The organism is Stenotrophomonas sp. 107298_Sma (assembly GCF_056480345.1).
On record NZ_CM151094.1, the window covers coordinates 3,410,183 to 3,435,413 of the forward strand.

The following is a 25,231-nucleotide window of genomic DNA, read 5'->3' on the forward strand; positions in this document are numbered from 1 at the left end:
CGGCCGCGAACTGCAGCAGAGTGCGCGGCCCCTGATCGTCCCCGGAACCCCCCATGCGCCTCGGCATCGACTTCGGTACCAGCAACTCCGCCGCCGCCATCGTGCGTGACGGTGAACTGCTGCCGATCCGCTTCGGTGACGCCGAGCAGTTCCGCACCAGCGTGTACTTCCCCGGCGTGGTCCCCGACCCGGACGACTTCCAGCTCGATGACGGCCAGGAACACCAGCTGCAGCAGATGATCGACAGCGCCGCGCGCGCGGCCCGCGCCGCCGGCCAGGAACGCACGCCGCAGGCGCTGCGTCGCGAAGCCCTGCGCGCCCTGCGTCGCGAATGGATGGAAGCGCGCGCCGGCAAGGAACGCAGTGCCAATGACCTGCTGCAGAACGCGATCTACGGCGATGAAGCGCTGGAAGCCTATTTCGAGGAACACGAGGGCAACCTGGTGCAGAGCCCGAAGTCGATGCTGGGCTACAACCTGCACCCGCGCGCGAAGCAGACCATCACCGGTATCGCCGCGCACATCCTCGAACACATCCGGCTGACCGCCAGCGCCCAGCTCGGCCAGCCGCTGCGCGCCGCCCTGCTTGGCCGCCCGGTGCAGTTCCGCAGCTCGATCGGCGCTGCAGGCAACGACCAGGCGTTGGACATCCTGCGCGAGGCGGCCACCCAGGCCGGCTTCGACCAGATCGATTTCCTCGAAGAACCTGCGGCGGCGGCCATGCACTACCACGCCGAAAGCCGTGAGCGGCACCAGGCGGTGATCGTCGACATCGGCGGTGGTACCACCGACATCGCCCACGCCGAAGTTGGTGGTGAAACCGCTCCGCGCATCCACCGCGCCTGGGGCATCGCACGTGGCGGTACCGACATCGACCTGGCGCTGAGCCTGTCCGGCTACATGCCGCTGTTCGGCCGCGGCATCACCCGTGTGCCCGCCCACCATTACGTGGAAGCGGCCACTGTGCAGGACATGACCCGCCAGCGCGACTTCCGCCAGCACAACTACGACCACGTCGACGCGCCGTGGGGCGCGCGCCTGCAGGCACTGCAGGACACCGGCAACACGGCCCGCCTGTACCGCGATGTCGAGCGCGCCAAGATCGCGCTCAGTGCCAGCAGCGAGCACCGCAGCACGCTTGACTACATTGCCCGCGACTTGCACGCCGACAGCAGCGCCGATGGCCTGGCCGCCGCCGCGCATGGCTACCTGAGCCAGATCCGCGAACTGCTGGCCCAGGTCCGCAGCGACATCGGCGGCGACCCGGATGCGGTGTTCCTGACCGGCGGCATGTCCCGCGCAGGCTACCTCCGCAAGGCGGTGGCCGAGGCCTTCCCGGGTGCCCGCATGGTCCATGGCGAACCCTCGCTGGGCGTGGTCCAGGGCCTGGCGCTGGCGGCAGCCAGCCAGGATTAACAAAACGTTACGCGGTCTGCGCTACCCTTGGCCGGCTAGAAAACCGCTGCACCGTCCACTGGCCTCGCCGGTGTGTGTACCCATGGTGCAGCCTGGCCCGCCCAGCGGGCCTGGCGACCATGCCCTCTGGCTCGATCATGGTCCGCGTACTACCCGAGCCGCCATCGAGACCCGCTTTGGGCACCCGCCAGGCCCCTGTGGCCGTACAACCTGACGCTGAACCAGCACCCATCGACTGCCGCCGTTGTGACGCGGTCTGTTGCCGGTTGCCGGTCCTGCTGCAGCCCGGCGACCACGTGCCCGGCCAGTTCCTGTCGCGCGACACCCACGGCCGTGCCGTGATGGCGCGCAACGAAGAAGGCTGGTGCGCGGCGATCGATCCGTATCACCTGCGCTGCACGATCTATTCGCAGCGCCCGGCGATCTGCCGCCAGTTCTCGATGGGCGGCGACGACTGCCGCCGCGAGCGGCAGGACTACCTGCGCCAGGCCGAGTCCTGCGCGCTTTCCTCCCCTTCCACCTGACAGGAGCCACCATGCCCCGCAAGGCAAAGACCCCCGCGAAGGCCAGCAACAGCATCCGCAGTGAACGCAAGGGCGCATCCGCCAGCACCGTGGTCAGCAGCGACTCGATCGCTTCGGACCTGGCCGCGTTCCGCAAGAGCGGTGGCAAGATCGAAGTTCTCGGTACCACCTGGGCGCTGAAGAAAGCCAGCTGACCCTCCCCCGACCGCGGCGGCGCTGCCGCCGCGGCCTGCCGGACCGCGCTCAGCGATCCAGGCGTACCTGCACGCTGCCCGAGTGCGACTGGATGCGGATGTCACCATCACCGCCGCCCAGCCGGGTGTCCAGGCGGCTGCCCGGCCCATAGCGCGGCCGCTCGACGTCACCGGCGTCACTGTTGATCGAACCACTGAAGCTGTTCACCGACAGCTGTGCCGACACCGTGCGCGGCAGGCGCAGGTTGACCGATGCACTCACCGATTCGACATTGATGCGGCCACCCGGCGCCAGTCCGGCCGCGGCCAGGTCGATGCTGCCCGACACGGTTTCCACCGCCAGGCGCTGCACCCGCCCCGCATCGACGTCGACCCGACCCGATACGGTCTGCGCACCGATATCACCGGACACGCCGCCGCCCGCTTCGATGCGACCGCTGACCGTGTTCACGTCCAGTCTCGGCGTCTGCAGGCGAGCATTGACGCTGCCACTGACCGTATTGAGCTTGCTGTCGCCACTGCGCCCTGACGCGCTCAGGCTGCCGCTGACGGTGTCGGCCTGCAGCCGGCGAACATCGATGCCGCTGATCTCCTGACTGGCGCTGACCGTGCTCAACAGCAGCTCCACCGAGCGTGGCACATTCAGCACCAGCGTGGCGCCACCGCTGTTGTTGCGGCGCGGGTATTCGATCTCCCAGCGCACGCGGTTTGCACTCTTTTCCTGGCGCAGCTGCAGGCCATCGCTGAGCGTGCCGGTGAGCTGCACGTCGTTGCGGTCCCAGCCGCGCACGGTCACCTTGCCGGCTACGTTGCTCAGCTCGATGCGGCCGCCCGGCGCCAGGTTGTGGCGCTCGTCGATCCGCGTATCGGCCAGCGCCACGGCGGGCACCAGCAACAGGGCGGCGCAGCAGGTCATCAGGATTCGGGTCATGGGGGTCTCCTCAGGTCGTCAAGCCGGACTCGGCGGCATAGGCCGCCTGCCGGGTCAGTTCCAGCCGCAGCGCGTAGGTACGCTTGAGCTGGCCAAGCAGGTGCGGGGCGCGCGGGTCCTGCGCCAGTGCGGCACGGATCTGCGCCGCACTTTCATCCAGTTCGTGCAGGGCTGGCTGCCATTCCGGCGCCCGTCCATCGGGCAGCGAAGCGACGGCCTGCTGGTACTGCTCGGTCATTGCCGCCGCCTGCAGCTGCAGCGCTGACTGTGCCGGCATCGGCGCATCCAACTGCGCATGGCGCCAAGGCACCACCGCGTAGAGCGCCAGACTGGCGGCCAGTGCAGCCCCCACCGGCAACCACCACCGGCGACGTGGGCGCAGCGGCAGGGCCACCACGTTGTCGGCCGGCGTGGGGTCCACGGGCGCTTCGCGCGGCGGCAACTGCGCCGACAGGCGCGCCCAGCCATCGGTGGGTACGCTGCGTTCGGCTGGCAGCGCGCGCAGGCGTGCCAGCAGGTCGTGGTCGGAATCGTGGTCGCGTGTACTCATGTCATGTCTCCCAGCCGTGCGCGCAACAAGCCGCGCGCACGATGCAACTGTGCTTTGGAACTGCCGACGGCCATCTGCAGCTGTTCGGCGATTTCCTGGTGTTTCCAGCCTTCGATGTCGTGCAGTACCAGTACCGCACGTGCCCGTGGTGGCAGCGTCGACAGCGCCCGTTCGAGGTCGCGTTCGGTGCCGGCGCAGCGGTCGTGTACCGCCAGTTCCTGCAAGCCTCCGTCCACTTCGTCGAGACTGTCGTGATCCTGCCCGGCAGCACGCCCACGCAGTTCCATCAGCGCGGCGTTGACGCCCAGGCGATGCAGCCAGGTCGACAGGCTGCTTTCGAAGCGGAACCCCGGCAGCGCCTTCCACGCCTGCAGGAACGCTTCCTGCAATGCGTCTTCGGCGCGTGCCTGCTGGCCGCCACACAGCCGCCACAGCACAGCAAATACACGGGGCGCATGGCGCCGGTACAGCAGTTCATAGGCAGCGGTATCGCCGGCGGCCGCTGCCCGCACCAGGGCGGGTTCGTCGACGGCGTCGTTGGCGGCAGGCAGCGCGGGCATGGTGGTGTCGAGCATATCGCTTGGATGCACCGGCCCGGGAAAAGGTTTAAGGCAATCGACCGCCAACGCGATGCAACCTTTTCGGCGGCTGCTGCATCCATGGTAGGTCCTTCATGAAAATGCCGTCCGGGAGCCCTGCCATGTCCAGCCCATCCTGCGCCGCCCTGCTGGTGATCGCCGCCTGCGTTGTGCTGCAGGCACTGGGCCTGTCACTGCAGCTGCGTGCGGACAACGGACGCGCCTGCCTGCAGCAGCATCGCCAGGAGCTGGTCTGCCTGGCCTGGACACCCACGGTCGAATCGCCGGCACGCGCCGGGTAACATCAGCGTTTGTTACCGCCACCTGTTGTCGTCCCATGATGTTGTCGCTGAAGGATCACCTGCCCCCCTGGACCTACCCCTGGCTGCATGACGTGGGTATCGCCGTGAAGATCCTGCTGACCCTGCTTGCCGCCTGGCTGGTCAGGGTGCTGGCACGGCGCCTGATCCGCCGCTTCGCCGAGCACTACACACTGCCGCCGGAGATGGCGATGGGCGCACGCCGGATCAGCAGTTTCGTGGTCTATTTCAGCGCGCTGCTGTACATCCTCAGCCTGCTGGGCGCGTCACCTTCGGTGCTGTGGACTGCGTTCACCGGTTTCGCTGCCGTGGGCGCGGTGGCCTTCTTCGCGGCCTGGAGCGTGCTGTCCAACATTTTCTGCACGCTGCTGATCTTCACCACCCGCCCGTTCCGCCTGCACGATTACATCGAAGTACTGGAGAACGGCGAGAAGCCGGGCCTGAAGGGCCGGGTGATCGACGTGAACCTGATCTACACCACGCTGCAGGAAACCGGCGACGGCCACGAGGGCACGGTGCTGCAGCTGCCGAACAACCTGTTCTTCCAGCGCACGGTGCGCCGCTGGCGTGACCCGGCACAGGCCCCCGGTGGCATCCAGGGCGACGGCTGAGGGTGGTTTTCGGCAGGGCTGCGCCCTGCACCCGCTACGAGCTGGGGCAACAGCACCAGCAACAGCCGAAGCAACAGCAAAAGCTGGCTTCCTGTGGGATGACGGGGTGGGTCCGGTGGCGGGAGACGCCGTAAACCCGTCCATGGGGGCTTGGCCGCGGCATCCATGCCGCGGACACTCCCGCCACCGGCCCCACCCCGCCTTCGACAGATTTCCGCGATCTGCCGGGACGGCACGGGGTCGGATCCCGTTGCTACGCAACGGGCTCTGACCCCAATTTGACTATCGATATCTGACAGATTTCATCCATGCATGGCGTGGATCTATCAGATCCAGGAAATCTGTCAGAGGTGGGACGGTGTGGGTAGGCAGGACCGTTGGCGCCATGGATGGCGCCATCGAGCCCCCATGGATGGGTTTACGGCGTGTCCTGCCTACCCACACCGTCCCGCCATCCCACTGAATGCCAGCTGTTGCTGTTGCCCTGGCTTGAAGCATCTGCGGGTGCAGGGCTGCAAGCCCTGCCGAACAACCTTTACCTCAACTGGCTGTCCTTGCTGCCGCGCCGGTTGTAGCCACTGTGCGCCTGCTCTTCGTCGTGCGCCTGCTGGCACGCCACGCACAGACGTACACCAGGCACGGCCTGGCGCCGCGCCAACGGGATCGGTGCGTCGCACTCCTCACAGTGCTCCAGACCCGGGCCCTCACGCAGCTGGCGCCGCGCGCGGGCAATCGCATCGTCAACCGTGGCATCGATCTGGTCCTGGACCGCGCCGTCTCCCGCCCAACCGGTGGCCATGGCCATCCTCCGCACGTGTGTCGCCTGATATGGGGACGATACACCGCGCAGTAAACGGTAGCGCCGGGCCATTCCCGGCGGGCCTTCAGCAAGCTGAGCAGAAGGCAGACGGCCCGGATCAGGTCGATCGCGACTTAATCCCCTCCGTCCCCTTTCTTGCTTACCAGACCAGGTCGTCCGGCACCTGGAACTGGGCGTAGTAGGCATCGTCTTCAGCGTTGCCGGTGGAGATCTCGGAGGTCGAGCCCTGCTGGCCGTGATCGACGATGATCGCTTCCGGGGCACGTTCACGCACCTTTTCGGCGGCAGCGCGCGGCAGCAACGCGTAGCCCTCGCCGTGGGCGACGATGACCAGCACGCCCACCGACAGCGCCTTGCGCAGCTTGGGGTCGATCAACAGGGTGCGGATCGCCGCACCGTCGCTGAAGCGGTACTCGTCGTCGCCCTTGTGGGGCACGGCATGGGCGCTGATGATCTGTTTGGCCTGGGCTTTCTGTTCAGCCTGCTTGGCCTGGGCATTGCGCTCGGCCGCCAGCGCGCGATCGCGCTCGATCTTCTCCGCGCGGGCACGTTCAGCCTCACGCTGGACCTCGGCCGAGGTCGATTCGGCCTTGCCTTGGCGGGCCTTGGCCTGCGCGCTCGCGGCGGCGCTGGCCTGCGACTTCTTGGCCAGGCCGGCCTTGAGCAATTGTTCCTGCAGCGCGTTGGGCTTTGCCATGGTCGATGCGTACCGCGTGTAATCTGGAGGCCCCATTCTACCGACGCCCCGCCGCCCCTGCATGGCAGTCCTGAAGTACCTCACCGGCTATCCCGAACCCCTGGTCGCCCAGGTCAGCGAACTGCTGGCGCAGGGCAAGCTCGGCCCCTGGCTGCAGCAGCGCTATCCCGATCCGCATGAAGTGCGCAGCGACCGCCAGCTGTACGACTACACGCAGGACATGAAGGACCGCTACCTGCGCAAATCGGTGCCGCTCAACAAGGTCTGCTACGACAATACGCTGGAAGTCATCAAGCACGCACTGGGCACCCACACCGCCATTTCCCGCATACACGGTGGCCGCCTCAAGGCCAGCCGCGAGATCCGCATCGCCACCGTGTTCCGGCAGGCGCCTGCCGCATTCCTGCGCATGATCGTGGTGCACGAACTGGCCCATCTGAAGGAGGCCGACCACAACAAGGCCTTCTACCAGCTGTGCCAGCACATGGAGCCGGATTACCTGCAGCTGGAGTTCGATACCCGCCTGTACCTGACCGAGCTGGCCAACCGCGGCCAGCGCTGAACCGGCGTTGCGGCTACACTGCGCGCCCCCTGCCTGACCTTTCCGCCATGGAACCGACCCGTCTCGACAAACGCCTGTCCGCCCTGCTCGGCATCCCGCGCGGTGAAGCCCGGCGCTACATCGAAGGCGGCTGGGTCAGCGTCAATGGCGAGGTGGTCGAGCAGCCGCAGCGCCCGGTCGACGAGAGCGCGGTGATCGTGGTGGCCGAACAGGCCAGCGATGACAAGGCCGAGCGGGTCACCATGCTGCTGCACAAGCCTGCTGGCGTCGCGGCCGAAGCGCTGTGTGCGTTGATCAGCAGCGACAGCCGCAGTGAACTTGATGCCAGCGGTACCCGCCCGTTGCAGCGCCATTTCCATGGACTGCAGCTGGCTGCCGCGCTTCCGGCCAGCGACAGCGGCCTGGTGGTGGTCAGCCAGGATCCGGCGACGCTCGCCCACCTGCAGCGCAATCTCGGCCGCACCGAGCAGGAGTACCTGATCGAAGTGGCTGAAGGCGGACCCGAACGCGGGCCCTGGTTGATGGCGCGGCTGCAGCACGAATCCGGTGGGGCCAAGGTCAGCTGGCAGAGTGAGCAGCGCCTGCGCTTCGCCGGCAAGGGCCTGACGGCCAAGGGCCTGCGCGTGGCAGTCGGCGCCGTGGGGCTGCAGGTTGCCGCAGTGCGCCGCTTGCGCATCGGCCGCGTGGCGCTGGGGCCGCTGCCGCCGGGGCAGTGGCGCTACCTGGGCAGCGACGAGCGGTTCTGAGGCCGTCCAGGGTCGGATCCCCTGCCGCAGGCAAGGGCTCTGCCCCTTCAACCCTCGGGGTCGGATCCCTTTCCGCGGGAAAGGGCTCTGACCCCATCCACGCATGGCGTGGATCTACGGCGACAGGTCTGTTGGCTTTCATCCACGCATGGCGTGGATCTACCATCGGGGCATGAGCCCGCCCAAGCCCCTGTGGCGACGCCTGCTGCGCGTCGCTGCGATCCTCCTCGCAATTCTGTTGCTGCTGGTCCTGTCCGGCCTGCTGCTGGCCGACCACCTCACCCCGCAGGCGCGTGGCGTGCCCTCGCAGGTGCTGCCACTGCAGCCGGCGCAGACCCGTATCGACCAGCAGATCGGGCCGCTGCAGGCGGCCCATCCCGGGCAATCCGGCGTGGCCTTCCTCAGCGATGGCATGGACGCCTTCGCGGCGCGCGCGATGATCACCTCGCATGCGGGACGCAGCCTCGACCTGCAGTACTACATCTGGCACGACGACCTGATCGGCCACCTGATGGCCAAGGCGCTGTACGACGCCGCCGAGCGCGGTGTGCGCGTGCGGATCCTGCTCGACGACATGAACGCCAAGGACAAGGACGCGCTGATGATGGCGCTCGATGCGCATCCGAACATCGAGATCCGCCTGTACAACCCGTTCCGCAACCGCAGCGGCATCGCGCGTACGCTGGAGCTGGTGCAGCGCGCTTTCAGCGTGAACCACCGCATGCACAACAAGAGCTGGATCGCAGACGGCCGCATCGCGATCGTCGGTGGCCGCAACATCGGCGAGGAATACTTCAGCGCGCGCGACGACGTGAACTTCCAGGACCTGGACCTGGTGGTGGCCGGGCCCGCCGTGCAGCAGGCCAACCAGATCTTCGACGACTACTGGAACAGCAGCGCGGCCATCCCGATTTCCGCGCTGGCGTCATACAGCGATGAACAGCTGCGACAGCTGGTACGGCAGTCGGACCTGGATGCGATGCATGCCAAGGCGCAGCCCTATCTGCAGCGTGTGGCCGACTCGCGCCGCCTGCAGCGGCCCAGCCCTGAGCCGCTGCACTGGAGCGCGAACGTACGCATCGCTTCCGATCCACCGATGAAGCACCGCGACGATGATCGCCGCGGCTGGCTGGTCAGCACGCTCAGTGAGGAACTGCGCAGCACCCGTCGCAGTGCATTGCTGATCTCGCCGTACTTCGTGCCTGGCGTGGAAGGCGTGGAGGGTTTGGCGGCAATGGCTGCGCGCGGTGCGCAGGTCGGCGTGGTCACCAACTCACTGGCCGCCAACGACGTGGCGGCGGTACACGGTGGCTACATGGGCTATCGCGTGCCGTTGCTGAAGGCCGGCGTGCAGCTGTACGAGCTGAAGGCGCATGGCCAGCTGGATACCAGCCTGTTCGGCAGCAGCGGTGCCAGCCTGCACACCAAGGCGTTCGTGGTCGATGACCGCCGCGGCTTCGTCGGCTCGTTCAACCTCGACCCGCGCTCGGCCTTCCTCAATACCGAGATGGGCGTGTTGTTCGACGACCCAGTGCTGGGGGCGCAGCTGCGCGATGAATACCTGCGCCTGGCCAGCCCCGAACACAGCTGGTGGCTGGCACTGGGCCGGAACGATGCGCTGCGCTGGCTGCAACGGCAGCCGCCGCCGCACTGGGTCGAAGCCGAACCCGGTGCCAGCCTAGGCAAGCGCTGGACCGCGCGGGTGATCAGCTGGCTGCCGGTGGAATCGCAGCTGTAGCGCTCAGGGTGCCGTTCCGGCCTCATCCTGTGCGGCTTCATCCAGCGTTTCCACGCTGCGGCCGTGCAGGCGCCGCCAGATCCAGCGCAGCGCATGCGGTGGTGCCGACGGCAGTTGTTCAAGCAGGGCCAGCATGCGGCCCTGGCTGGCATGGCCATGCCGGCACAACAGGCTGGCCGCAGCCGCCGCGCTGGCCAGGCGGAGGCTGTCGGCCAGTGGTCCGTCCGCCTCCGGCGCCAGCGCCTGGTGCACCGGCTCGGGCAGTTCCCATGCCGCTGCCACGCGCTGTGCCAACGGCAGCGACCACTGCTGCAGCAGCTGCAGGGCCAGCGCCGGCTCCACAGCTTCTCCGCGTGCCTGGGCTTCCTGCAGCAGCTGGCGCATCACCAGCGCCGCACCCAGCCCCTGCACCAGACCCAGCCACTGTGCGGCGAAGGCATCACCGAAGGTGACCGTGCGCGCGTGGTCGGCAGCCGCGCGCGAAGCCAGCAGCGCGTGCTCCCAGATGATCGTGCTGAACTGCGGGAACGCATCGCACTGCATCTGCATCACCGGCTGCACCAGCACTGCACTGATGATCTGCCGCACGCCTTCGGTACCGACCAGGGTCACCGCCCGCTGCAGACTCTCCACCGGTCGCTCGTGCACTTTGTAGGCCGGGCTGTTGGCGATGCGCAGCAAATTGCCGGTCAGCACCGGGTCCTGGCCGATGATCGCGGCCATTACCCGTGCCGAGGCGGCATCGTCGTTCACGGTCTGGATCAATTGCGGCAGCAGCTGCGGACGGCGTGGAAGCTGCCGGGTGGCCCAGTCGCGGTCCTGCAGCGCGCGTGCCACCGCTTCCCCCAACGCCGGATCCTGCACCGGCGCCGGCTCACCGGCCAGCCGAGGGTAGAGCGCCAGCGCATGCAGGCCGCGCTGCAGATGTGCCGCGATCTCCGCCGATGGCAGGGCTTCACCCTGCAGGCTGGCAGCTGCCGCCGCCACTGCCTGTCGCGATACAGCCGCCAAGCGGGACGGTGCGGTCCCGGTCGAGCGCGCCAGCCAGCCGCGCAGCGATCGCCACCAGGCCGGCGTCATCGCCGCCCGCCCTGTCGTTGTGGTGCCCGTGCCGTCACTGACTGCCCTGCCTCTTCACACGAATCCGGCTACCCGCCGTCGTCGCAGCATCGGCCGCACTTTCATCTTCTTTAACCGGAAGGCTGCCGATGTCGACGGCACCGGCCGGGGGAATGGACTAGAATGGCGCCGCGCGACCCGTCCCCCTGCACCGACGACGTCGCTTTTTTTGTTTTGGGACCCTACCGTTCACTGGCCGTTCGCTGCAGTTCGCCGCTGTTCGCGCCATCGGAGACGCCATGCTATTCGAAACCCTCGCCACCACCGGCCACGAACAGGTGGTGTTCTGCCACAACCACGACGCCGGCCTGCAGGCGATCATCGCCATCCACAACACCACCCTGGGCCCGGCCCTGGGCGGCGTGCGCATGCGTCCCTACGCCAGCACCGACGAGGCACTGGCTGACGTGCTGCGGCTGAGCCGGACGATGACCTACAAGAATGCGCTGGCCGGCCTCAACGTGGGTGGCGGCAAGGCCGTGATCATCGGCGACCCGAAGGTGGACAAGACCGAAGTTCTGTTCCGTGCCTTCGGCCGCTATGTCGATTCGCTCGGTGGGCGCTACATCACCGCCGAGGACGTCGGCACCGACGTCAACGACATGGAGAACATCTACCTGGAGAGCCAGTTCGTGACCGGCGTTCACCAGGTCCATGGCGGCTCCGGCGATCCGGCGCCCTTCACCGCCTACGGTGCGCTGCAGGCGCTGATGGCGGCGATGCGCTTCAAGTTCGGCCATGAGGAAGTGGGCAAGACCAGCATCGCGGTGCAGGGCCTGGGCCACATCGGCATGGAACTGGTGAAGCTGCTGCGCGATCGCGGAGCCAAGCTGTATGTCACCGATCTGGACAGCGCGCTGGTTGATCGCGCGGTCAGCGATTTCGGCGCCGAAGCAGTCAAGCCGGACGAGATCCACGAGGTGAACGCCGATGTGTTCGCACCGTGCGCACTGGAAGGCGCCATCAATGCCGACACCCTGCCGCGGATCAAGGCGAAGATCATCTGCGGTACCGCCAACAACCAGCTGTCGAGCCTGGAAATCGGCGATGAGCTGCACGCGCGCGGCATCCTGTATGCGCCGGACTATGCGGTCAACGCCGGCGGCGTGATGAACGTGTCGCTGGAGATCGATGGCTACAACCGCGAACGCGCGATGCGCCTGATCCGCAGCATCTACCACAACCTCACCCGCATCTTCGAACTGTCGCAGCGCGAGAACATCGCGCCGCAGCGGGCGGCCGACCGCATCGCCGAGAGCCGCATCCTGTCGATCGGCAAGCTGAAGATGCCGCTCGGCCGCAGCACCCCGCGCCTGGGCAACCTGCGCGGCGGCTGAGCCTGCCGTGGTCGCGCCGGGCATTCCCCGGCGCGACCCGATCCTCAGAAGCCGGTGCTGTAGCGCAACGCGGCCTGCCGCGCATCATTGCCACCCACGCGCTGGTCGAAGCCCAGGCTCAGGCGTCCATTGCGGCCCCACCACGATTCCAGCGCCACACCGAACAGCGCACTGCCGCGCGGCGCATCCCAGCCGGCCAGTGGCGCCCAGGCATCGACGCCGACGAAACTGGCCTGCCAGTCCGCGTCGCGTCCATCCAAGCGCTGCTGCCATTCGGCGTGACCACGCAGGGTCCAGCGTCCCCACCCGCGTTCACCACGCAGGCCGGCCAGCATCTGGCTGCGTTGCACGCGGTTGGCATCACCGCGCAGGCCGAAGCCGAACCCGCCCAGCTCGTTGAACGCATCAGTATCGACGCGGGTGCTGCTGGCCCCCAGATACGGCGTCAACGATGCCCCTGCGCGACCGAAGCGATAACCGCCTTCGACACTGGCACTGCTGAAACGGCCGCCGTAGCGTGCAGACACGCCATACGCGCCAGCGCCCAGCAGCAGCTGGCGGTCCAGCGCGCGGGTGAACTGGCCGCTGCCGAACTGGGCCAGCGCGTAACCACGCCCGAGGTTCCAGCCGGCATACAGCTGCGCCTGTGCCTGCCGGTCGCGGCCGCGATCACCACCGAAGCTGCTGCCACCGTTGCTGCGGGTCTCGCCGAAGGCCACGCCCATCAAGCCGTTGCTGCCCAGCGGCAGATCCTGGCCCGCCATCCAGCCACGGCTGTCGGCGGTATTGCCGGCGAAGCTGCCCTGCCCGGCCTCGCCCAGCGCGCTCTGCCAGGTGCCGCGCAGCCGCGGTGCCGCCTGCACGCGATCGAAGCGCTCGGCGATCGCGCGCCGCGACATGTCGATGCTGTCGAACGTCGCCGCCTCGGCCCGCGCATGCGCCTGCCCGGACAGGCTCTGCAGGCTGTCGGCGAGACCCTGCTGGCCACCGCCGGTCCACTGCAGCGCAGCGGCTGCCGCACCGAACTGCGATCCCTGCAGGCCGGGATTGCCATCGAGCACAGCGAATGCGCCTTGCACGCGCTGCGCGGCCGCCTGCGCCGAGGTACTCAGTCCACTGGCCGCGGCAGTGACGCTGACCTGGGTCAGGTTCAACCAGGCGTTGTTGCTGTCATAGCCATAAGTGGATGACACCAGGGAGAGTCCCTGCAGACCGGTAGACGTGGCCGGGGTGCTGAAGGTGCCGCTCAGGCTGCCCGCCGCATGGATCAGATCCTGGCGGGCGCCGTTCTGCGGCACGTAGCCGGTGACCATGCCGTGCACGCGTACGCCGCCGTCGATCTTCGCGTTGCCGGTGACCTGCAGCGCATTGGCGCCGAGAGCGATCATCAGCTGCGCACCGGCCTGCTGGGTGTAATTGCCCTCGATGGTGCCGGTGGTATTAGCGGTGGTGAGGAACACACTGCTGCCGTTGGTCACGTGCCCGATCACCCGTGGCGTGCCACCGTTGAACTGCAGCCCAGTGGAGTCCGGATCGGGCTGGCCGAGAATGGTCACGTTGGAGCGGATGACGCCGCCGTTCTGCAGCGACAGGATGCCGCGCTCGATGCGGGTGGCGCCGGCATAGCTGTTGTTGCCGACCAGCACCAGCTTGCCGCCGCCCTGCTTGACCAGGCCACCGCCGCCGGTGATGTCATTGCTCCAGATCGAATTGGTCGAGCCCGCATCCACGTTGGCGACCACATCACCCCAGTCGAAGCGGCCGGGACCGTTGATCGCACGACCGATGTCGAGCAGACCGTAGCCAAACACCGGGTCCACGCCGGGCGCGCCGATGTCCTTGGCGGTGCCCAGCAGGGTCTGCCGTACAAGGTTGTTGTCGAAGTATGGGAAGCGCTGCCAGACCAGTGCGGCAGCGCCGGAAATCAATGGCGCCGCGAACGAGGTGCCGTAGTTCCAGTAGTAGCTGCCGCCACCGGCATCGGGATAGACCGCGCTGCCCGGTGCCGCCAGGCAATAGCGTGCGGCCTGCCCACAGGCATTGGCGTAGCTGGCCAGAGTACCGGGCGCATAGGGATCCACGGCGGTGGCCACCAGCCAGCCGCGCTCCAGATCGGCCGCGGGCAGTGAACCGGCCACGCCCTTCTGGCTGGGCAGCGCGGCCAGGCTGCTCGGCTCGCTGCGACCATCGTTGCCAGCGGCGAACACCACCAGGCCACCGTGACTGATCACGAACGGCCGGTACTCGGCAGCCACCTGCGCAGTGGTCGGCAGGTCGGTCCAGTACAGGCCGCCCCATGAGTTGTTCATCACCTTCACGTTGTAGCTGATCAGGTCCTGATGGACCTGGGCCACGCCCAGCGGGCCGCTGAAGGAATTGCCCTGGCCACTGCCGTCATCGGTCGGTGGCTTGTCGGAAATGATCCGTGCCGACACGATCTGGGCGTCCGGCGCGATCCCCCCCGGCCACGACCCCACCGCTGCGCCGGCGGCCAGGCTGGCCACCGCGGTGCCATGGCCGACCACGTCGTCAACGCCCAGATTGTTCCTGGCCGGATCGATGTAGTTGAAGTTGGCCAGCACCCGTCCATTCAGCGCCACCGCATTGCGCTGCACGCCCGAGTCAACGATACCGATGCGCACACCCTGGCCAGTCAGTCCGGCGGCCTGTGCGGCACGCGCGTTGGTGACTGCCAGATGCGCATCGAAGGTCGGCTCCTGCGGTTTGGCCGGCGGCGGCGTGGTGGGTGGCGGCGTGGTCGGTGGCGGCACGGGGGGAGCAGGCGGATCGATGCGCACATTGCTGCCGCCACCACCTCCACCACAAGCGGTCAGCGCCAGCGCCAGCGCGGTTGCCAGGACAGACCTCATCATCGTCGTGCGCTCCATCGATTCCTTCCCATGAACGTTGGCCTGCCTTGATCCTGGCAGGCATGCGGCGGCGCCCAGCGGCGGCCCTCCCCGACCCTCTATACTTGGGCCGACCCCCACGCAGTCTGCCGGGAAACCGGGACGCTTCCAACGGCCCCCGGTTTCCTTTCCGAACATTGCTTACGCATCAACGAGATTGCCATGTCCAACATCGTCATCGCCGCCGCCAAGCGCACCGCCATCGGCTCCTTCCTCGGCCAGTTCACCGGTGTGCCGACCCCGACCCTCGGCGCGGCCGCCATCGCCGCCGCCCTGGAGCAGTCGGGTGTCCCGGCCAGCGACGTTTCTGAAGTCCTGATGGGCTGCGTGCTGCCGGCCAACCTCGGCCAGGCGCCCGCCCGCCAGGCCGCGATCGCTGCCGGCATCCCGCTGTCGGTCGGTGCCACCACCCTCAACAAGGTATGCGGCTCGGGCATGAAGACCATCATGCTCGGCCATGACCTGATCAAGGCCGGTTCGGCCCGCATCGTGGTCGCCGGCGGCATGGAATCGATGTCCAACGCGCCGCACATGCTGCCCAACTCGCGCACCGGTAACCGCTTCGGCAACTTCCAGGCGGTCGATCACATGGCCCACGATGGGCTGGTCAACGCATACGACGGCAAGGCGATGGGTGAGTTCGCCGAATGTGCGGTGGACAAGTACCAGTTCAGCCGCGAAGAGCAGGACGCCTACGCCATCGAATCGGTCAAGCGCGCGCAGGCGGCACAGGCCAACGGTGCGTTCGCCGATGAAATCGTCGCGGTGAAGGTCGCCACCCGCAAGGGCGAGGTTGAGGTCGCCACGGACGAGCAGCCGGGCCGTTCGGACATCGCCAAGATTCCGACCCTGCGTCCGGCCTTCAAGAAGGACGGCAGCGTGACCGCCGCCAGCTCCTCCAGCATCTCCGATGGCGCTGCTGCAGTGGTCCTGTTGACTGAGGAAGACGCCGCGGCGCGCGGCATCACGCCGCTGGCCCGCATCGTCGGCCACGCGACCCATTCGCAGGAACCGGAGTGGTTCACCACCGCCCCGATCGGCGCGCTGCACACGCTGCTGGACAAGACCGGCTGGTCGCTGGACCAGGTCGACCTGTTCGAAATCAACGAGGCTTTTGCCGTGGTCGCAATGGCGCCGATGCGCGAACTGGGCATCCCGCACGACAAGCTCAACGTGAATGGCGGTGCCTGCGCTTTGGGCCATCCCATCGGTGCCTCCGGCGCACGCCTGGTGGTGACCCTGGTCAACGCCCTGCGCACGCGCGGTGGCAAGCGCGGCATTGCCACCCTGTGCATCGGCGGCGGCGAAGCAACCGCAATCGCCATCGAATTGATTTAAAAAGATTTAACGATGATTTCGCAAAAATGAATGCGGGATCGCTTGACACCCAATCTTGGCTTGTCATCATGTTGTCGGCGCGCAGCATGCGCGTTGCCTAATTCTAACGACGAGGATTTACACAATGAGCATCAACAAGCTGCTGGTCGCGATGTCCCTGGCTCTGGCCCTGGCCGCCTGCTCGAAGCAGGAAGCTGCCCAGGACGCCGCTGCTTCGGCCAACGAAGCCGCCACCGAAGCCCAGGCTGCTGCCGACCAGGCCGCCGCTGCTGGCGCCCAGACCGCCGACGCTGCCCAGCAGGCCGCTGACACCGCCGCCACCGCTGCTGACGCTTCGGTTGACGCTGCTGCCCAGGCTGGCGCTGCTGCCACCGACGCCGCTGCCGGCGCCGCTGCTGACGCTGCCAAGGCTGCTGAAGGCACCGCTGAGAAGGCCAAGGACGCTGCTGAAGAAGCCAAGAAGTAATAACTTCTTTCTTCACGCTGTTCTGGAAAAGCCGCTGGTTCGCCAGCGGCTTTTTCTTTTCCCGAATGCGCGCGACTGAGCCGCTGCATCGCGACCCCGTCTTCACAACGGCATGAATAGGCTGGCGTCCCCATCCATTGCAGTACCGGAGACCGCCATGAAGATTCGTCCGATCACCACCACCCTGCTGGCCGCCTCCCTGCTGCTGGCCCTGGCCGCCTGCAAGGGCCCGGAAGCCGAACAGGCCAAGCAGGACGCACAGCAGGCCGCCGACAGCGCTGGCGCTGCCGCCCGCGACGCCGTCGACAAGGCTGCGGCTGCCACCCGCGAAGCCGCCGACAAGACCGCCGCCGCCTCCGAGCAGGCCGCCGCCGATACCCAGCAGGCGCTGGACAAGGCAGCAGACGCTACCGCCAACGCTGCCGACAAGGCCAAGGACGCTGCAACCGACGCCGCCGCACACGCCAGCGACGCCACCGCCAACGCCGCGCAGAAGGTTGCCGACAAGGCCCGCGATGTCGCCAACGACGCGAAGACCAACGCGGCCAAGGAAGAAGCCAAGCACTAAAGGTTCGTTCGCCAGGCATCGGCTCGGCGCCACAGGAAAAGCCGCGGCACTGCCGCGGCTTTTCTGCTTTTTGCTTTTCGCTTCTTCTGTTGATTCCGTGGTGTGCCGCCCACGGAAACTGTCCCGGCCGCGCGGGTGGGTTGCGCAGGGGCGTGAGCCGCATGGGCCCGAGGCATGCCTCGGGCGGGTTGGGCAGGACGCCCAACCCCGGTCTTGCCGTGTGCGCAGGACTGCGTACACGAGCAAGCGGCGACCGAGCTTACATGGACGTACTTGCAGCGCCCCCTGCGCGACCTACCCGCGCGGCCCGCTCACGACGCAGACTCCGCGCCGTCCACCACGAGGGGCTCCGCCGTTGGCCACCTCCTACGGCAGCGCACGCGCCAGCATCGCCGACAGATCCAGCCCCATCGGCAGCGTCCCGAACGCCAGCCCGTGCTCCCCTTCCAACCGGCTGCGTACGAATGCCTCCGCCATCGGGCTGCGCGCACGCAGCAGCAGCGCGGCCTGCAGCAGCAGCGCGGTGCGCTCGCAGAACAGCCGCGCCTGCGACTCGTCCGGCGGCGCCGCCGCTGCCCAGCGCTGCAATGCCGCTGCATAGCGCGCATCCCGGTCGGCCACCGACGCCAGTTCAGTGCGCAGCGCCTCCAGCGCCTCCGGCTCACGCGCCAACGCGCGCAGTACGTCCAGGCACTGGATGTTGCCGCTGCCCTCCCAGATCGAATTCAACGGCGCCTGCCGGTACAAGCGCGGCAGCATCGACTCTTCCACATAGCCCGCGCCACCCAGGCATTCCTGCGCCTCGTTGACGAAGCCCGCCGCACGCTTGCAGACCCAGTACTTGCCCAGCGCCGTACCCACCCGCGCCAGCGCCGCCTCATTGGCGTCCACACCGGCACGGTCCACTGCACGCGCGATGCGCATCGACAGCACCGTGGCCGCCTCCGACTCCAGCGCCAGGTCGGCCAGCACGTTGGCCATCAGCGGGTGCTCCACCAGCAGCTTGCCGAACGTGCGCCGATGGCGTGCATGGTGCAGCGCCTGCGACAAGGCCATGCGCATCTCCGCCGCCGCGCCCAGCATGCAGTCCAGGCGGGTCATCATCACCATGCCGATGATGGTGGCCACGCCGCGCCCCTCCTCGCCCACGCGCCATGCCTGCGCACCGCAGAACTCGACCTCGCTGGACGCGTTGGCCCAGTCACCGAGCTTGTCCTTCAGCCGCATCAACCGGAACGCATTGCGGTCGCCATCGGCCAGCCGGCGCGGCATCAGCAGGCAGGTCAATCCCCCCGGCGCTTGTGCCAGCACCAGGAAGCCATCGCACATCGGTGCCGAAAAGAACCACTTGTGGCCAACCAGCCGGTAACGCTCGCCATCGATCGGTTCGGCCCGCGTGCTGTTGGCACGCACATCCGAACCGCCCTGCTTCTCGGTCATGCCCATGCCGAGGGTAATGCCGGCCTTGTCCGTTGCCGGTACATCGCGCGGGTCGTAGACCGGCGCGGCGGCCTTGCGCGCCCACTCGGCCAGGTGCGGCTGCGACTGCAGCACCGCCACCGCTGCGTGGGTCATGGTCAGTGGGCAACTGGTGCCGGCCTCGGCCTGGTGGTGCAGGTAGCTCAGCGCCGCCCGCGCGACATGTGCGCCGGGCTGTGGCTCGTGCCAGGACAATCCAGCGACGCCGTGCGACTTCGCCGTACCCATCAGCTGGTGATAGGCCGGATGGAACTCCACCGTATCGATGCGGTGGCCCTGCGCATCGTGCGTGCGCAGGCGCGGGCGATCGCGGTTGGCATCGAAGCCGAGCCGGTACAGCTCATCACCGGCCAGCGCGCCGTACACCGCCAACCGCGGCGCGAAGCTGCCGGCGCCTTCGCGTTGCACCGCCTCCATCAACGCCACATCGTCGGTCCACAGCTGGCGGCCGGCAAACGGGGGTGGCTGGTTGAGCACCACATGGGTTTCGAAGGGCGCATTGCTGCTGAAGCTCGGTCCACTCATCCGGTCCATCCTGGCGGCAAGAAGTGTGCGTCCCGATTGTGCCGCATCGCCCGCCAAGCCCGCGTTCAGGCCGATTCTCACCCCGTGCACGAAGCGCGCGCCACAGTGATCGCATGGCAGGCAACGACGATCTGGTGGTACTGCGCCCGGAAGGGCTGTACTGCGCCGCGGGTGATTTCCATATCGATCCCTGGCGGCCGGTGCCGCGCGCGGTCATCACCCATGGCCATGGCGACCACGCCCGCCCGGGCATGGGCGAATACCACTGCAGCAAAGGCAGCCTGCCGATCCTGCGCTGGCGGCTCGGTGATGTACCGGTGCAGGCGCATGCCGAAGGTGTGCCCTTCCAGCTCGGCCGGGTGCAGGTGTCGCTGCATCCGGCCGGCCATGTACTCGGTTCGTCGCAGGTGCGCATCGATGACGGCGAGCAGGTCTGGGTAGCCTCCGGCGATTACAAGCGCCAGCCTGATCCCACCTGCACGCCGTTCGAAGTGGTGCGCTGCGATACCTTCATCACCGAGGCCACCTTTGCCTTGCCGATCTATCGCTGGCCGGACACCCCCGCAGTCGCTGCAGAGATCGTCGCCTGGCGCCGCGAATGCGAGCAGCGCGGCGAGGCCGCGATCCTGCTCTGCTATGCCCTCGGCAAGGCGCAGCGGGTGCTGGCTGAACTGCTGCCGCTGGATGATCGCCCGGTTTGGCTGCACGGCGCCATCGCCAATGGCGTGGCGGTCTACCGGCAGGCCGGCGTACCGATGCTGGAGACGCTCGCCGTGGCCGAACAGGGCCGCCAGCCGGACGCGGCGGGCCAGTTGATCCTCGCCCCGCCCTCGGCCGCGGGCACACCATGGATGCGCCGCTTCGGCCGCCACCAGCTGGGTTTCGCCTCGGGCTGGATGCAACTGCGTGGCAACCGTCGTCGCCGCAATGTCGATCGCGGTTTCGTCATTTCCGACCACGCCGATTGGCCCGCACTGCTGCAGACCATCGAACAGACCGGCGCGCAGCGGGTAATCGCCACCCATGGCAATACCGACGCATTGATTCCCTACCTGCGCGAGCGCGGCGTGGCTGCCGAAGCCTTCCGTACCGATTTCGGGAGCGAGGAATGAAGGCCTTCGCCGCGCTCTACCAGCGCCTGGACCGCAGCACCGCGACACTGGACAAGCGTGCGGCGCTGGTCGACTACTTCCGCCATGCACGTGCGCATGATGCGGCGTGGGCGCTGTACCTGCTCAGCGGCGGCAAGGTAGGCGGCGCACGCCGCAAGATCGCCGCCAGTGGCGAACTGCGCGCCTGGATTGCCGAAGAATCGGCGCTGCCACCGTGGCTGGTCGAAGACAGCTATGCCCAGGTCGGAGACCTGGCCGAGACACTGACCCTGCTGCTGGATGATCCAGCGCAGCCTTCGCTCGACCGGCCATTGGCCGAATGGATCGAACAGCACCTCCTGGCGGTGGCCAACCAGCCCGAACCGGTACGCCGCGAGGCGGTGGTCTCGGGCTGGCAGCAGCTGTGCAGCCGCGAACGCCTGGTGTTCAACAAACTGCTCACCGGCGCCCTGCGCGTGGGTGTTTCGCAGCGTCTGGTGCAGCAGGCGCTGGCCGAATGGTCCGGCCTGGACATCGCGCGCATCGCCCAGCGCATGCTCGGCGACTGGGTGCCCTCACCCGGGCTGCTGGGCCAGCTGTTGTCGCCGGACGAGCTGCCACTGGACCGGCAACAGCCCTACCCGTTCTTCCTCGCCTCGCCACTGGAAGGCACTCCCGGCGATCGCCTCGGTCCCGTCGACGACTGGCTGCTGGAATGGAAATGGGATGGCATCCGCCTGCAACTGCTGCGCCGGCGTGGCGAAGTGGCACTGTGGTCACGCGGCGAGGAGCGCCTGGACGGCCGCTTCCCCGAGATCGAACAGGCGGCGATGAGCCTCCCCGATGGCTGCGTGCTGGACGGCGAGCTGCTGGCCTGGGATGAGGCCACCGGCCTGCCGCGCGCCTTCACCGCGCTGCAGACCCGCATCCAACGGCGCAAGCCCGGTACGGCGACGTTGCGCAACACACCTGTACGGGTGCTGGCCTACGACCTGCTTGAACAGGCGGGCACGGATCTGCGCGGACTGCCGTTGCAGCAACGGCGCATGCGCCTCGCCGAAGTCATCGGCGCACTGGGCGACACGCGTATCCAGCTCTCGCCCGAAGTTCCCGCCGATGACTGGTCGCAGGCTGCAGCACTGCGGGAAGCAGCACGCGAGCGTGGTGTCGAAGGATTGATGGTGAAGCGGCGCGCATCGGCTTACCAGTCCGGACGACGACGCGGCGACTGGTGGAAATGGAAAGTCGATCCACTCACCATCGATGCCGTGCTGTTGTACGCGCAGGCTGGACACGGGCGGCGCAGCACGCTGTACACCGACTACACCTTCGGGGTATGGGACGGCGACACGCTGGTGCCGGTAGCCAAGGCCTATTCGGGTCTGGACGACAAGGAGATCCTGGCTCTCGATCGCTGGATCCGCGCCAACACGCGCGAGCGCTTCGGGCCTGTGCGCAGCGTGCGCGCCGAACAGGTATTCGAACTCGGGTTCGAAGCGGTCAACCGCAGCAGCCGGCACAAGTCCGGGATCGCCGTGCGTTTTCCGCGCATCCTGCGCTGGCGGCACGACAAACCGGCCAGTGAGGCCGACCAGCTGGCCAGCCTGCAGGCGCTGGCGCGATGACCCGCAGCCAGGCGCTGCGCCGGCTGGAAGACTGGTTCGCGACGCGAGGCTGGCGCTCACTGCCGTTCCAGCGCGCGATGTGGCGGCATTACCTGGCAGGAGAATCCGGCCTGCTGCACACACCCACCGGCAGCGGCAAGACGCTGGCGATGTTCGGCGGCCCCTTGCTGCAGGCGATGATCGATCCGCAGCCGGCTCCCCGCCGCGCCAGTGCGGTGCGTCCGCCGCAGGTGCTGTGGGTCACGCCTTTGCGCGCATTGGCCAGCGATACCGCCCACGCACTGCAGACCGTGGTCGATGGACTGGGACTGGGCTGGCGCGTCGGGCTGCGCAGTGGCGACGCCAGCAGCCGCGAACGCCGACAGGCACGCGAGGGTCGCGTCGATGTGCTGGTGACTACGCCGGAATCATTGGCGCTGCTGCTGAGCTATCCGGATACGCTGCCGCGCATGCGCCAGCTGCGCTGCGTGGTGGTGGACGAATGGCATGAACTGCTGGGCAACAAGCGCGGCGTGCTGCTGCAGTTGGACCTGGCGGTGCTGCGCGACGCCGCCCCCGCGCTGCAGCTGTGGGGGCTGTCGGCCACGCTGGGCAATCTTGCCCAGGCGCGCGACGTGCTGCTGCCCGACCGTCCGGACGCACCGATCGTGCAAGGCGTCCGCCCGCGCCCGATCACGGTACGCAGCCTGCTGCCCGAACCAGGAGAACGTTTTCCGTGGGCCGGGCATCTTGGCCTTGCACAGCTGCCGCGTGTGCTGGACGCGCTGATGCAGGCGCGCAGCAGCCTGTTATTCACCAACACCCGCGCGCAGGCCGAACTGTGGCACCAGGCGCTGGCCGCGGTCTGGCCGGAAGATCCACACACGTTGGCGCTGCACCACGGCTCGCTGGATCCGGTGCTGCGCCAGCAGGTCGAGGAAGGACTGCGCGCCGGCGCATTGCGCTGCGTGGTCGCCACGTCCAGCCTCGACCTTGGCGTGGATTTTCCAGAGGTCGAACAGGTGCTGCAGCTCGGCAGCCCTAAGGGCGTGGCACGCCTGCGCCAACGCGCAGGCCGCGCGCGCCATCGTCCCGGTGCCAGCGGCACCGTCCTGTGCATTCCCAGCCACGCGCTGGAACTGGCCGAGTACGCAGCCGTGCGCCGCGCGTTGCGTGAAGGCGTGGTCGAAGCACGGCGACCGCCGACACTGTCGCTGGATGTACTGGCCCAGCATGCGGTCAGCCGCGCGCTCGCCGGCGGCTTCGACAGCGATGCGTTGCTGGCGCAGGTACGTCGCACCCATGCCTTCGCCGCGCTTGCTGATGATCAGTGGCAGGCGGTGCTGACATTCATCGTGCAGGGCGGCCAGGCGTTGGCCCAGTACCCCGATTTCCACAAGGTCGTGCAGGACGCCGATGGCCACTACCGAATGCATGATCGCCGCCAGGCGCTGCGCCACCGGTTGTCAATCGGCACCATCAGCAGCGATGGCAGCGTTCGCGTGCAGTTCCTGCGCGGCGGAGGCCTGGGCGCGGTGGAGGAACAGTTCGCCAGCCGTCTGCGCCGCGGTGATCGTTTCCAGTTCGCGGGCCGCCTGCTTGAGCTGGTGCAGCTGCGCGACATGACCGCCTTCGTGCGGCTGGCGCGCGGAGCTGGCGACGGCGTTGTGCCGCGCTGGCAGGGTGGCCAACTGCCGTTGTCGATGGCGCTCGGGCACGAACTGGAAGCGGTCCTGTCAGGGGCCGACGCGAGTGCCGAATCACGCTGGCTGGCACCGCTGCTGGCACTGCAGGAGCAACTGTCCGCACTTCCGGGGCAGGACCGCCTGCTGGTGGAGGAGGTGCGGCGCCGCGAGGGCCAGTTCCTGTTCGTGTTTCCGTTTGCCGGCCGTCACGTTCACGAGGCACTGGCCGCACTGCTGGCACTGCGCATCACGCGCCGGCAGCGCAACAGCATCGGCTATGCGGTGAACGACCACGGCCTGGTGCTGGCACCGGCACAGGCGGTCGATCTGGACGCGCAGCAGTGGCTGGCCCTGTTCACCACCGATCAACTGCTCGATGACCTGCGTGCAGCGGTGAACCTCGGTGAGCTGGCGCGTCGGCAGTTCCGCGGCATCGCGCGCGTGGCCGGCCTGCTGGTGCCGAGCCTGCCAGGCGGCATGCCGCGTTCGCTGCGCCAGCTGCAGGCCTCGGCGGGCCTGCTGTACGACGTGCTGCGCGAGCACGATCCCGACCATCTGCTGCTGGCATTGGCCGAACACGAAGTGTTGCACGACAGCCTGGACCTTCCCGGACTGCAGCAGGTACTGGCGAAGATCGGCACGAAGTCCCTTTCGGTGCAGCGCCCTTCATCACTCACGCCTTTGGGGTTCCCGCTGTGGGCCGAGCGGCTGCGCGGGCAGTTCAGCAACGAAGACTGGCGGACCCGCGTGCAGCGCGCCGCACACCAGCTGGAACGCCGCCATGGCCGATGAACTTCCGCTGCTGCTGGCCGGCGAGCCGATGATTGTTGCCGGCACGCGCGCACTGTACTGGCCAGCGCGGCAGGCGCTGCTGATCGCCGACCTGCACCTGGGCAAGGCTGATGTGTTCCGCCGCGCGGGAATCGCGCTGCCGAGCGGCGGCACTTCGGAAGACCTGCAACGACTGCAGGTGTTGCTGGACGAGCATGCCTGTCGCGAACTGTGGATTCTCGGCGACATCCTGCATGGGCCAGCGCATCGCGCAGCGTGGTACCAGCAGTGGCTGGGCTGGCGCGAACGGAATGCCGGGCTGGAGGTGCATGTGCTGCGCGGCAATCACGACCGTCAGCTGCCGCATGCCCAACTGCAGGTGCAGATCCACGAGGAAGCGCGACTGCCGCCATTCCTGCTCCGCCATGAACCAACACCGGATGCGGCATTGCACGTGATCGCCGGGCATCTGCATCCGCAGGTTGCATTGCCTTCGCTGCGCCGGCGCTTTCCCGCCTTCTGGCTGCGCGAGCGGATCACGGTCCTGCCCGCGTTCTCCGCGTTCACCGCTGGCATCGTTCCTGCACCGGCACGCGGCGAGCGCATGCTGGCCTGCGTGGAAGGCAGCCTGGTGCAACTGCCAGCGCCGTGAC

At 67.9% G+C, this 25,231-nt stretch carries 24 protein-coding genes; 16 read left to right on the plus strand and 8 right to left on the minus strand.

Annotated elements, in window-relative coordinates; translation table 11 throughout:
• Window positions 1-53: 53 nt before the first annotated feature.
• From ACZK2G_RS16040 to ACZK2G_RS16050, 3 genes are all read left to right on the plus strand, one after another.
• Entirely contained in the window at window positions 54-1,415 is a 1,362-nt protein-coding gene (locus tag ACZK2G_RS16040) for an Hsp70 family protein (protein WP_478473822.1), read from the plus strand.
• 266 nt (window positions 1,416-1,681) lie between these two features.
• Complete coding sequence (locus ACZK2G_RS16045; RefSeq protein ID WP_032971993.1) at window positions 1,682-1,939, plus strand: YkgJ family cysteine cluster protein; 258 nt, start codon at window positions 1,682-1,684, stop codon at window positions 1,937-1,939.
• A gap of 11 nt (window positions 1,940-1,950) precedes the next feature.
• Complete coding sequence (locus tag ACZK2G_RS16050; RefSeq protein ID WP_012511788.1) at window positions 1,951-2,133, plus strand: hypothetical protein; 183 nt, start codon at window positions 1,951-1,953, stop codon at window positions 2,131-2,133.
• A 49-nt stretch (window positions 2,134-2,182) separates the two neighbouring features.
• Here the strand turns inward: ACZK2G_RS16050 and ACZK2G_RS16055 are convergent, their stop codons facing one another.
• From ACZK2G_RS16055 to ACZK2G_RS16065, 3 genes are read right to left on the minus strand one after another with little or no spacing between them, the layout of a single operon-like run.
• Window positions 2,183-3,064, minus strand: coding sequence for a DUF4097 family beta strand repeat-containing protein (locus tag ACZK2G_RS16055; protein ID WP_136639569.1), 882 nt, complete (start codon window positions 3,062-3,064; stop codon window positions 2,183-2,185).
• A gap of 10 nt (window positions 3,065-3,074) precedes the next feature.
• Window positions 3,075-3,614 carry a hypothetical protein gene (locus ACZK2G_RS16060; RefSeq protein ID WP_136639570.1) on the minus strand — a complete coding sequence of 180 codons (540 nt, stop codon included), beginning with the start codon at window positions 3,612-3,614 and terminating at the stop codon, window positions 3,075-3,077.
• Window positions 3,611-4,189, minus strand: a complete 579-nt coding sequence (locus ACZK2G_RS16065; RefSeq protein WP_019337006.1) for an RNA polymerase sigma factor — start codon at window positions 4,187-4,189, stop codon at window positions 3,611-3,613. The genes ACZK2G_RS16060 and ACZK2G_RS16065 overlap by 4 nt, the downstream gene beginning before the upstream one ends.
• A gap of 125 nt (window positions 4,190-4,314) precedes the next feature.
• On the opposite strand from ACZK2G_RS16065, the gene ACZK2G_RS16070 reads away from it, so the two are divergent.
• Both ACZK2G_RS16070 and ACZK2G_RS16075 read left to right on the plus strand, forming a co-directional pair.
• Window positions 4,315-4,494: a hypothetical protein gene (locus ACZK2G_RS16070; protein ID WP_046988612.1), complete on the plus strand. Its 180-nt coding sequence runs from the start codon at window positions 4,315-4,317 to the stop codon at window positions 4,492-4,494.
• 35 nt (window positions 4,495-4,529) lie between these two features.
• Window positions 4,530-5,123, plus strand: coding sequence for a mechanosensitive ion channel family protein (locus ACZK2G_RS16075; RefSeq protein ID WP_136639571.1), 594 nt, complete (start codon window positions 4,530-4,532; stop codon window positions 5,121-5,123).
• 535 nt (window positions 5,124-5,658) lie between these two features.
• Here ACZK2G_RS16075 and ACZK2G_RS16080 read toward each other — a convergent pair.
• Together ACZK2G_RS16080 and ACZK2G_RS16085 are read right to left on the minus strand one after the other, a co-directional pair.
• Window positions 5,659-5,922 (minus strand): DksA/TraR family C4-type zinc finger protein, encoded by a 264-nt coding sequence (locus tag ACZK2G_RS16080; RefSeq protein ID WP_046985823.1) that lies wholly within the window; start codon window positions 5,920-5,922, stop codon window positions 5,659-5,661.
• Window positions 5,923-6,082: 160 nt separating this feature from the next.
• Window positions 6,083-6,640 (minus strand): DUF2058 domain-containing protein, encoded by a 558-nt coding sequence (locus ACZK2G_RS16085; protein ID WP_046985821.1) that lies wholly within the window; start codon window positions 6,638-6,640, stop codon window positions 6,083-6,085.
• Between the two features lie 61 nt (window positions 6,641-6,701).
• On the opposite strand from ACZK2G_RS16085, the gene ACZK2G_RS16090 reads away from it, so the two are divergent.
• The 3 genes from ACZK2G_RS16090 (at window position 6,702) to ACZK2G_RS16100 (ending at window position 9,686) form a co-directional block, all read left to right on the plus strand.
• A complete protein-coding gene (locus tag ACZK2G_RS16090) occupies window positions 6,702-7,202 on the plus strand; it encodes a M48 family metallopeptidase (RefSeq protein ID WP_046985820.1) in 501 nt (166 codons plus the stop codon).
• Between the two features lie 47 nt (window positions 7,203-7,249).
• Window positions 7,250-7,948: an RNA pseudouridine synthase gene (locus ACZK2G_RS16095; RefSeq protein WP_046985819.1), complete on the plus strand. Its 699-nt coding sequence runs from the start codon at window positions 7,250-7,252 to the stop codon at window positions 7,946-7,948.
• A gap of 148 nt (window positions 7,949-8,096) precedes the next feature.
• On the plus strand, window positions 8,097-9,686 hold the full coding sequence (locus tag ACZK2G_RS16100; protein ID WP_046985818.1) for a phospholipase D family protein: 1,590 nt from the start codon (window positions 8,097-8,099) through the stop codon (window positions 9,684-9,686).
• A 3-nt stretch (window positions 9,687-9,689) separates the two neighbouring features.
• Here ACZK2G_RS16100 and ACZK2G_RS16105 read toward each other — a convergent pair whose 3' ends face one another.
• Window positions 9,690-10,766 (minus strand): HDOD domain-containing protein, encoded by a 1,077-nt coding sequence (locus ACZK2G_RS16105; protein ID WP_046985817.1) that lies wholly within the window; start codon window positions 10,764-10,766, stop codon window positions 9,690-9,692.
• A gap of 278 nt (window positions 10,767-11,044) precedes the next feature.
• On the opposite strand from ACZK2G_RS16105, the gene ACZK2G_RS16110 reads away from it, so the two are divergent.
• Window positions 11,045-12,142 (plus strand): Glu/Leu/Phe/Val dehydrogenase dimerization domain-containing protein, encoded by a 1,098-nt coding sequence (locus ACZK2G_RS16110; RefSeq protein ID WP_004153019.1) that lies wholly within the window; start codon window positions 11,045-11,047, stop codon window positions 12,140-12,142.
• Between the two features lie 44 nt (window positions 12,143-12,186).
• Here ACZK2G_RS16110 and ACZK2G_RS16115 read toward each other — a convergent pair whose 3' ends face one another.
• Window positions 12,187-15,030 (minus strand): S8 family serine peptidase, encoded by a 2,844-nt coding sequence (locus ACZK2G_RS16115; RefSeq protein ID WP_478473826.1) that lies wholly within the window; start codon window positions 15,028-15,030, stop codon window positions 12,187-12,189.
• 183 nt (window positions 15,031-15,213) lie between these two features.
• Here ACZK2G_RS16115 and ACZK2G_RS16120 point away from each other — a divergent pair, with 183 nt between their 5' ends.
• The 3 genes from ACZK2G_RS16120 to ACZK2G_RS16130 all read left to right on the plus strand — a co-directional run bounded on the left by ACZK2G_RS16120 (window position 15,214) and on the right by ACZK2G_RS16130 (window position 17,423).
• Complete coding sequence (locus tag ACZK2G_RS16120) at window positions 15,214-16,389, plus strand: thiolase family protein (RefSeq protein WP_012511797.1); 1,176 nt, start codon at window positions 15,214-15,216, stop codon at window positions 16,387-16,389.
• A gap of 124 nt (window positions 16,390-16,513) precedes the next feature.
• Window positions 16,514-16,855 carry a hypothetical protein gene (locus ACZK2G_RS16125; protein ID WP_004153024.1) on the plus strand — a complete coding sequence of 114 codons (342 nt, stop codon included), beginning with the start codon at window positions 16,514-16,516 and terminating at the stop codon, window positions 16,853-16,855.
• Between the two features lie 157 nt (window positions 16,856-17,012).
• Window positions 17,013-17,423, plus strand: coding sequence for a hypothetical protein (locus ACZK2G_RS16130; protein WP_046985815.1), 411 nt, complete (start codon window positions 17,013-17,015; stop codon window positions 17,421-17,423).
• A gap of 366 nt (window positions 17,424-17,789) precedes the next feature.
• On the opposite strand, the gene ACZK2G_RS16135 is transcribed toward ACZK2G_RS16130, so the two are convergent.
• A complete protein-coding gene (locus ACZK2G_RS16135; RefSeq protein ID WP_046985814.1) occupies window positions 17,790-19,427 on the minus strand; it encodes an acyl-CoA dehydrogenase family protein in 1,638 nt (545 codons plus the stop codon).
• Window positions 19,428-19,540: 113 nt separating this feature from the next.
• On the opposite strand from ACZK2G_RS16135, the gene ACZK2G_RS16140 reads away from it, so the two are divergent.
• From ACZK2G_RS16140 to pdeM, 4 genes are read left to right on the plus strand one after another with little or no spacing between them, the layout of a single operon-like run.
• The gene (locus ACZK2G_RS16140; protein ID WP_046985813.1) at window positions 19,541-20,539 is read left to right on the plus strand and encodes a ligase-associated DNA damage response exonuclease; all 999 of its coding nucleotides are present in this window, start codon (window positions 19,541-19,543) and stop codon (window positions 20,537-20,539) included.
• Window positions 20,536-22,143 carry an ATP-dependent DNA ligase gene (locus ACZK2G_RS16145; protein WP_478473828.1) on the plus strand — a complete coding sequence of 536 codons (1,608 nt, stop codon included), beginning with the start codon at window positions 20,536-20,538 and terminating at the stop codon, window positions 22,141-22,143. The genes ACZK2G_RS16140 and ACZK2G_RS16145 overlap by 4 nt, the downstream gene beginning before the upstream one ends.
• Window positions 22,140-24,599: a ligase-associated DNA damage response DEXH box helicase gene (locus ACZK2G_RS16150; RefSeq protein ID WP_478473829.1), complete on the plus strand. Its 2,460-nt coding sequence runs from the start codon at window positions 22,140-22,142 to the stop codon at window positions 24,597-24,599. Before ACZK2G_RS16145 ends, ACZK2G_RS16150 begins: the two co-directional genes overlap by 4 nt.
• Window positions 24,589-25,230 carry a ligase-associated DNA damage response endonuclease PdeM gene (pdeM, locus tag ACZK2G_RS16155; RefSeq protein WP_295376415.1) on the plus strand — a complete coding sequence of 214 codons (642 nt, stop codon included), beginning with the start codon at window positions 24,589-24,591 and terminating at the stop codon, window positions 25,228-25,230. Before ACZK2G_RS16150 ends, pdeM begins: the two co-directional genes overlap by 11 nt.
• The last annotated feature ends 1 nt before the right edge of the window (window position 25,231 follow it).

What these genes read in the sequence shown, in the direction of transcription:
- ACZK2G_RS16040 (WP_478473822.1), top strand. Translation starts at nt 54, where the DNA reads ATGCGCCTCGGCATCGACTTCGGTACCAGCAACTCCGCCGCCGCCATC.
- ACZK2G_RS16050 (WP_012511788.1), top strand. Translation starts at nt 1,951, where the DNA reads ATGCCCCGCAAGGCAAAGACCCCCGCGAAGGCCAGCAACAGCATCCGC.
- ACZK2G_RS16055 (WP_136639569.1), bottom strand. Translation starts at nt 3,064, where the DNA reads ATGACCCGAATCCTGATGACCTGCTGCGCCGCCCTGTTGCTGGTGCCC.
- ACZK2G_RS16060 (WP_136639570.1), bottom strand. Translation starts at nt 3,614, where the DNA reads ATGAGTACACGCGACCACGATTCCGACCACGACCTGCTGGCACGCCTG.
- ACZK2G_RS16065 (WP_019337006.1), bottom strand. Translation starts at nt 4,189, where the DNA reads ATGCTCGACACCACCATGCCCGCGCTGCCTGCCGCCAACGACGCCGTC.
- ACZK2G_RS16070 (WP_046988612.1), top strand. Translation starts at nt 4,315, where the DNA reads ATGTCCAGCCCATCCTGCGCCGCCCTGCTGGTGATCGCCGCCTGCGTT.
- ACZK2G_RS16075 (WP_136639571.1), top strand. Translation starts at nt 4,530, where the DNA reads ATGATGTTGTCGCTGAAGGATCACCTGCCCCCCTGGACCTACCCCTGG.
- ACZK2G_RS16080 (WP_046985823.1), bottom strand. Translation starts at nt 5,922, where the DNA reads ATGGCCACCGGTTGGGCGGGAGACGGCGCGGTCCAGGACCAGATCGAT.
- ACZK2G_RS16085 (WP_046985821.1), bottom strand. Translation starts at nt 6,640, where the DNA reads ATGGCAAAGCCCAACGCGCTGCAGGAACAATTGCTCAAGGCCGGCCTG.
- ACZK2G_RS16090 (WP_046985820.1), top strand. Translation starts at nt 6,702, where the DNA reads ATGGCAGTCCTGAAGTACCTCACCGGCTATCCCGAACCCCTGGTCGCC.
- ACZK2G_RS16095 (WP_046985819.1), top strand. Translation starts at nt 7,250, where the DNA reads ATGGAACCGACCCGTCTCGACAAACGCCTGTCCGCCCTGCTCGGCATC.
- ACZK2G_RS16100 (WP_046985818.1), top strand. Translation starts at nt 8,097, where the DNA reads ATGGCGTGGATCTACCATCGGGGCATGAGCCCGCCCAAGCCCCTGTGG.
- ACZK2G_RS16105 (WP_046985817.1), bottom strand. Translation starts at nt 10,766, where the DNA reads ATGACGCCGGCCTGGTGGCGATCGCTGCGCGGCTGGCTGGCGCGCTCG.
- ACZK2G_RS16110 (WP_004153019.1), top strand. Translation starts at nt 11,045, where the DNA reads ATGCTATTCGAAACCCTCGCCACCACCGGCCACGAACAGGTGGTGTTC.
- ACZK2G_RS16115 (WP_478473826.1), bottom strand. Translation starts at nt 15,030, where the DNA reads ATGGAGCGCACGACGATGATGAGGTCTGTCCTGGCAACCGCGCTGGCG.
- ACZK2G_RS16120 (WP_012511797.1), top strand. Translation starts at nt 15,214, where the DNA reads ATGTCCAACATCGTCATCGCCGCCGCCAAGCGCACCGCCATCGGCTCC.
- ACZK2G_RS16125 (WP_004153024.1), top strand. Translation starts at nt 16,514, where the DNA reads ATGAGCATCAACAAGCTGCTGGTCGCGATGTCCCTGGCTCTGGCCCTG.
- ACZK2G_RS16130 (WP_046985815.1), top strand. Translation starts at nt 17,013, where the DNA reads ATGAAGATTCGTCCGATCACCACCACCCTGCTGGCCGCCTCCCTGCTG.
- ACZK2G_RS16135 (WP_046985814.1), bottom strand. Translation starts at nt 19,427, where the DNA reads ATGAGTGGACCGAGCTTCAGCAGCAATGCGCCCTTCGAAACCCATGTG.
- ACZK2G_RS16140 (WP_046985813.1), top strand. Translation starts at nt 19,541, where the DNA reads ATGGCAGGCAACGACGATCTGGTGGTACTGCGCCCGGAAGGGCTGTAC.
- ACZK2G_RS16145 (WP_478473828.1), top strand. Translation starts at nt 20,536, where the DNA reads ATGAAGGCCTTCGCCGCGCTCTACCAGCGCCTGGACCGCAGCACCGCG.
- ACZK2G_RS16150 (WP_478473829.1), top strand. Translation starts at nt 22,140, where the DNA reads ATGACCCGCAGCCAGGCGCTGCGCCGGCTGGAAGACTGGTTCGCGACG.
- pdeM (WP_295376415.1), top strand. Translation starts at nt 24,589, where the DNA reads ATGGCCGATGAACTTCCGCTGCTGCTGGCCGGCGAGCCGATGATTGTT.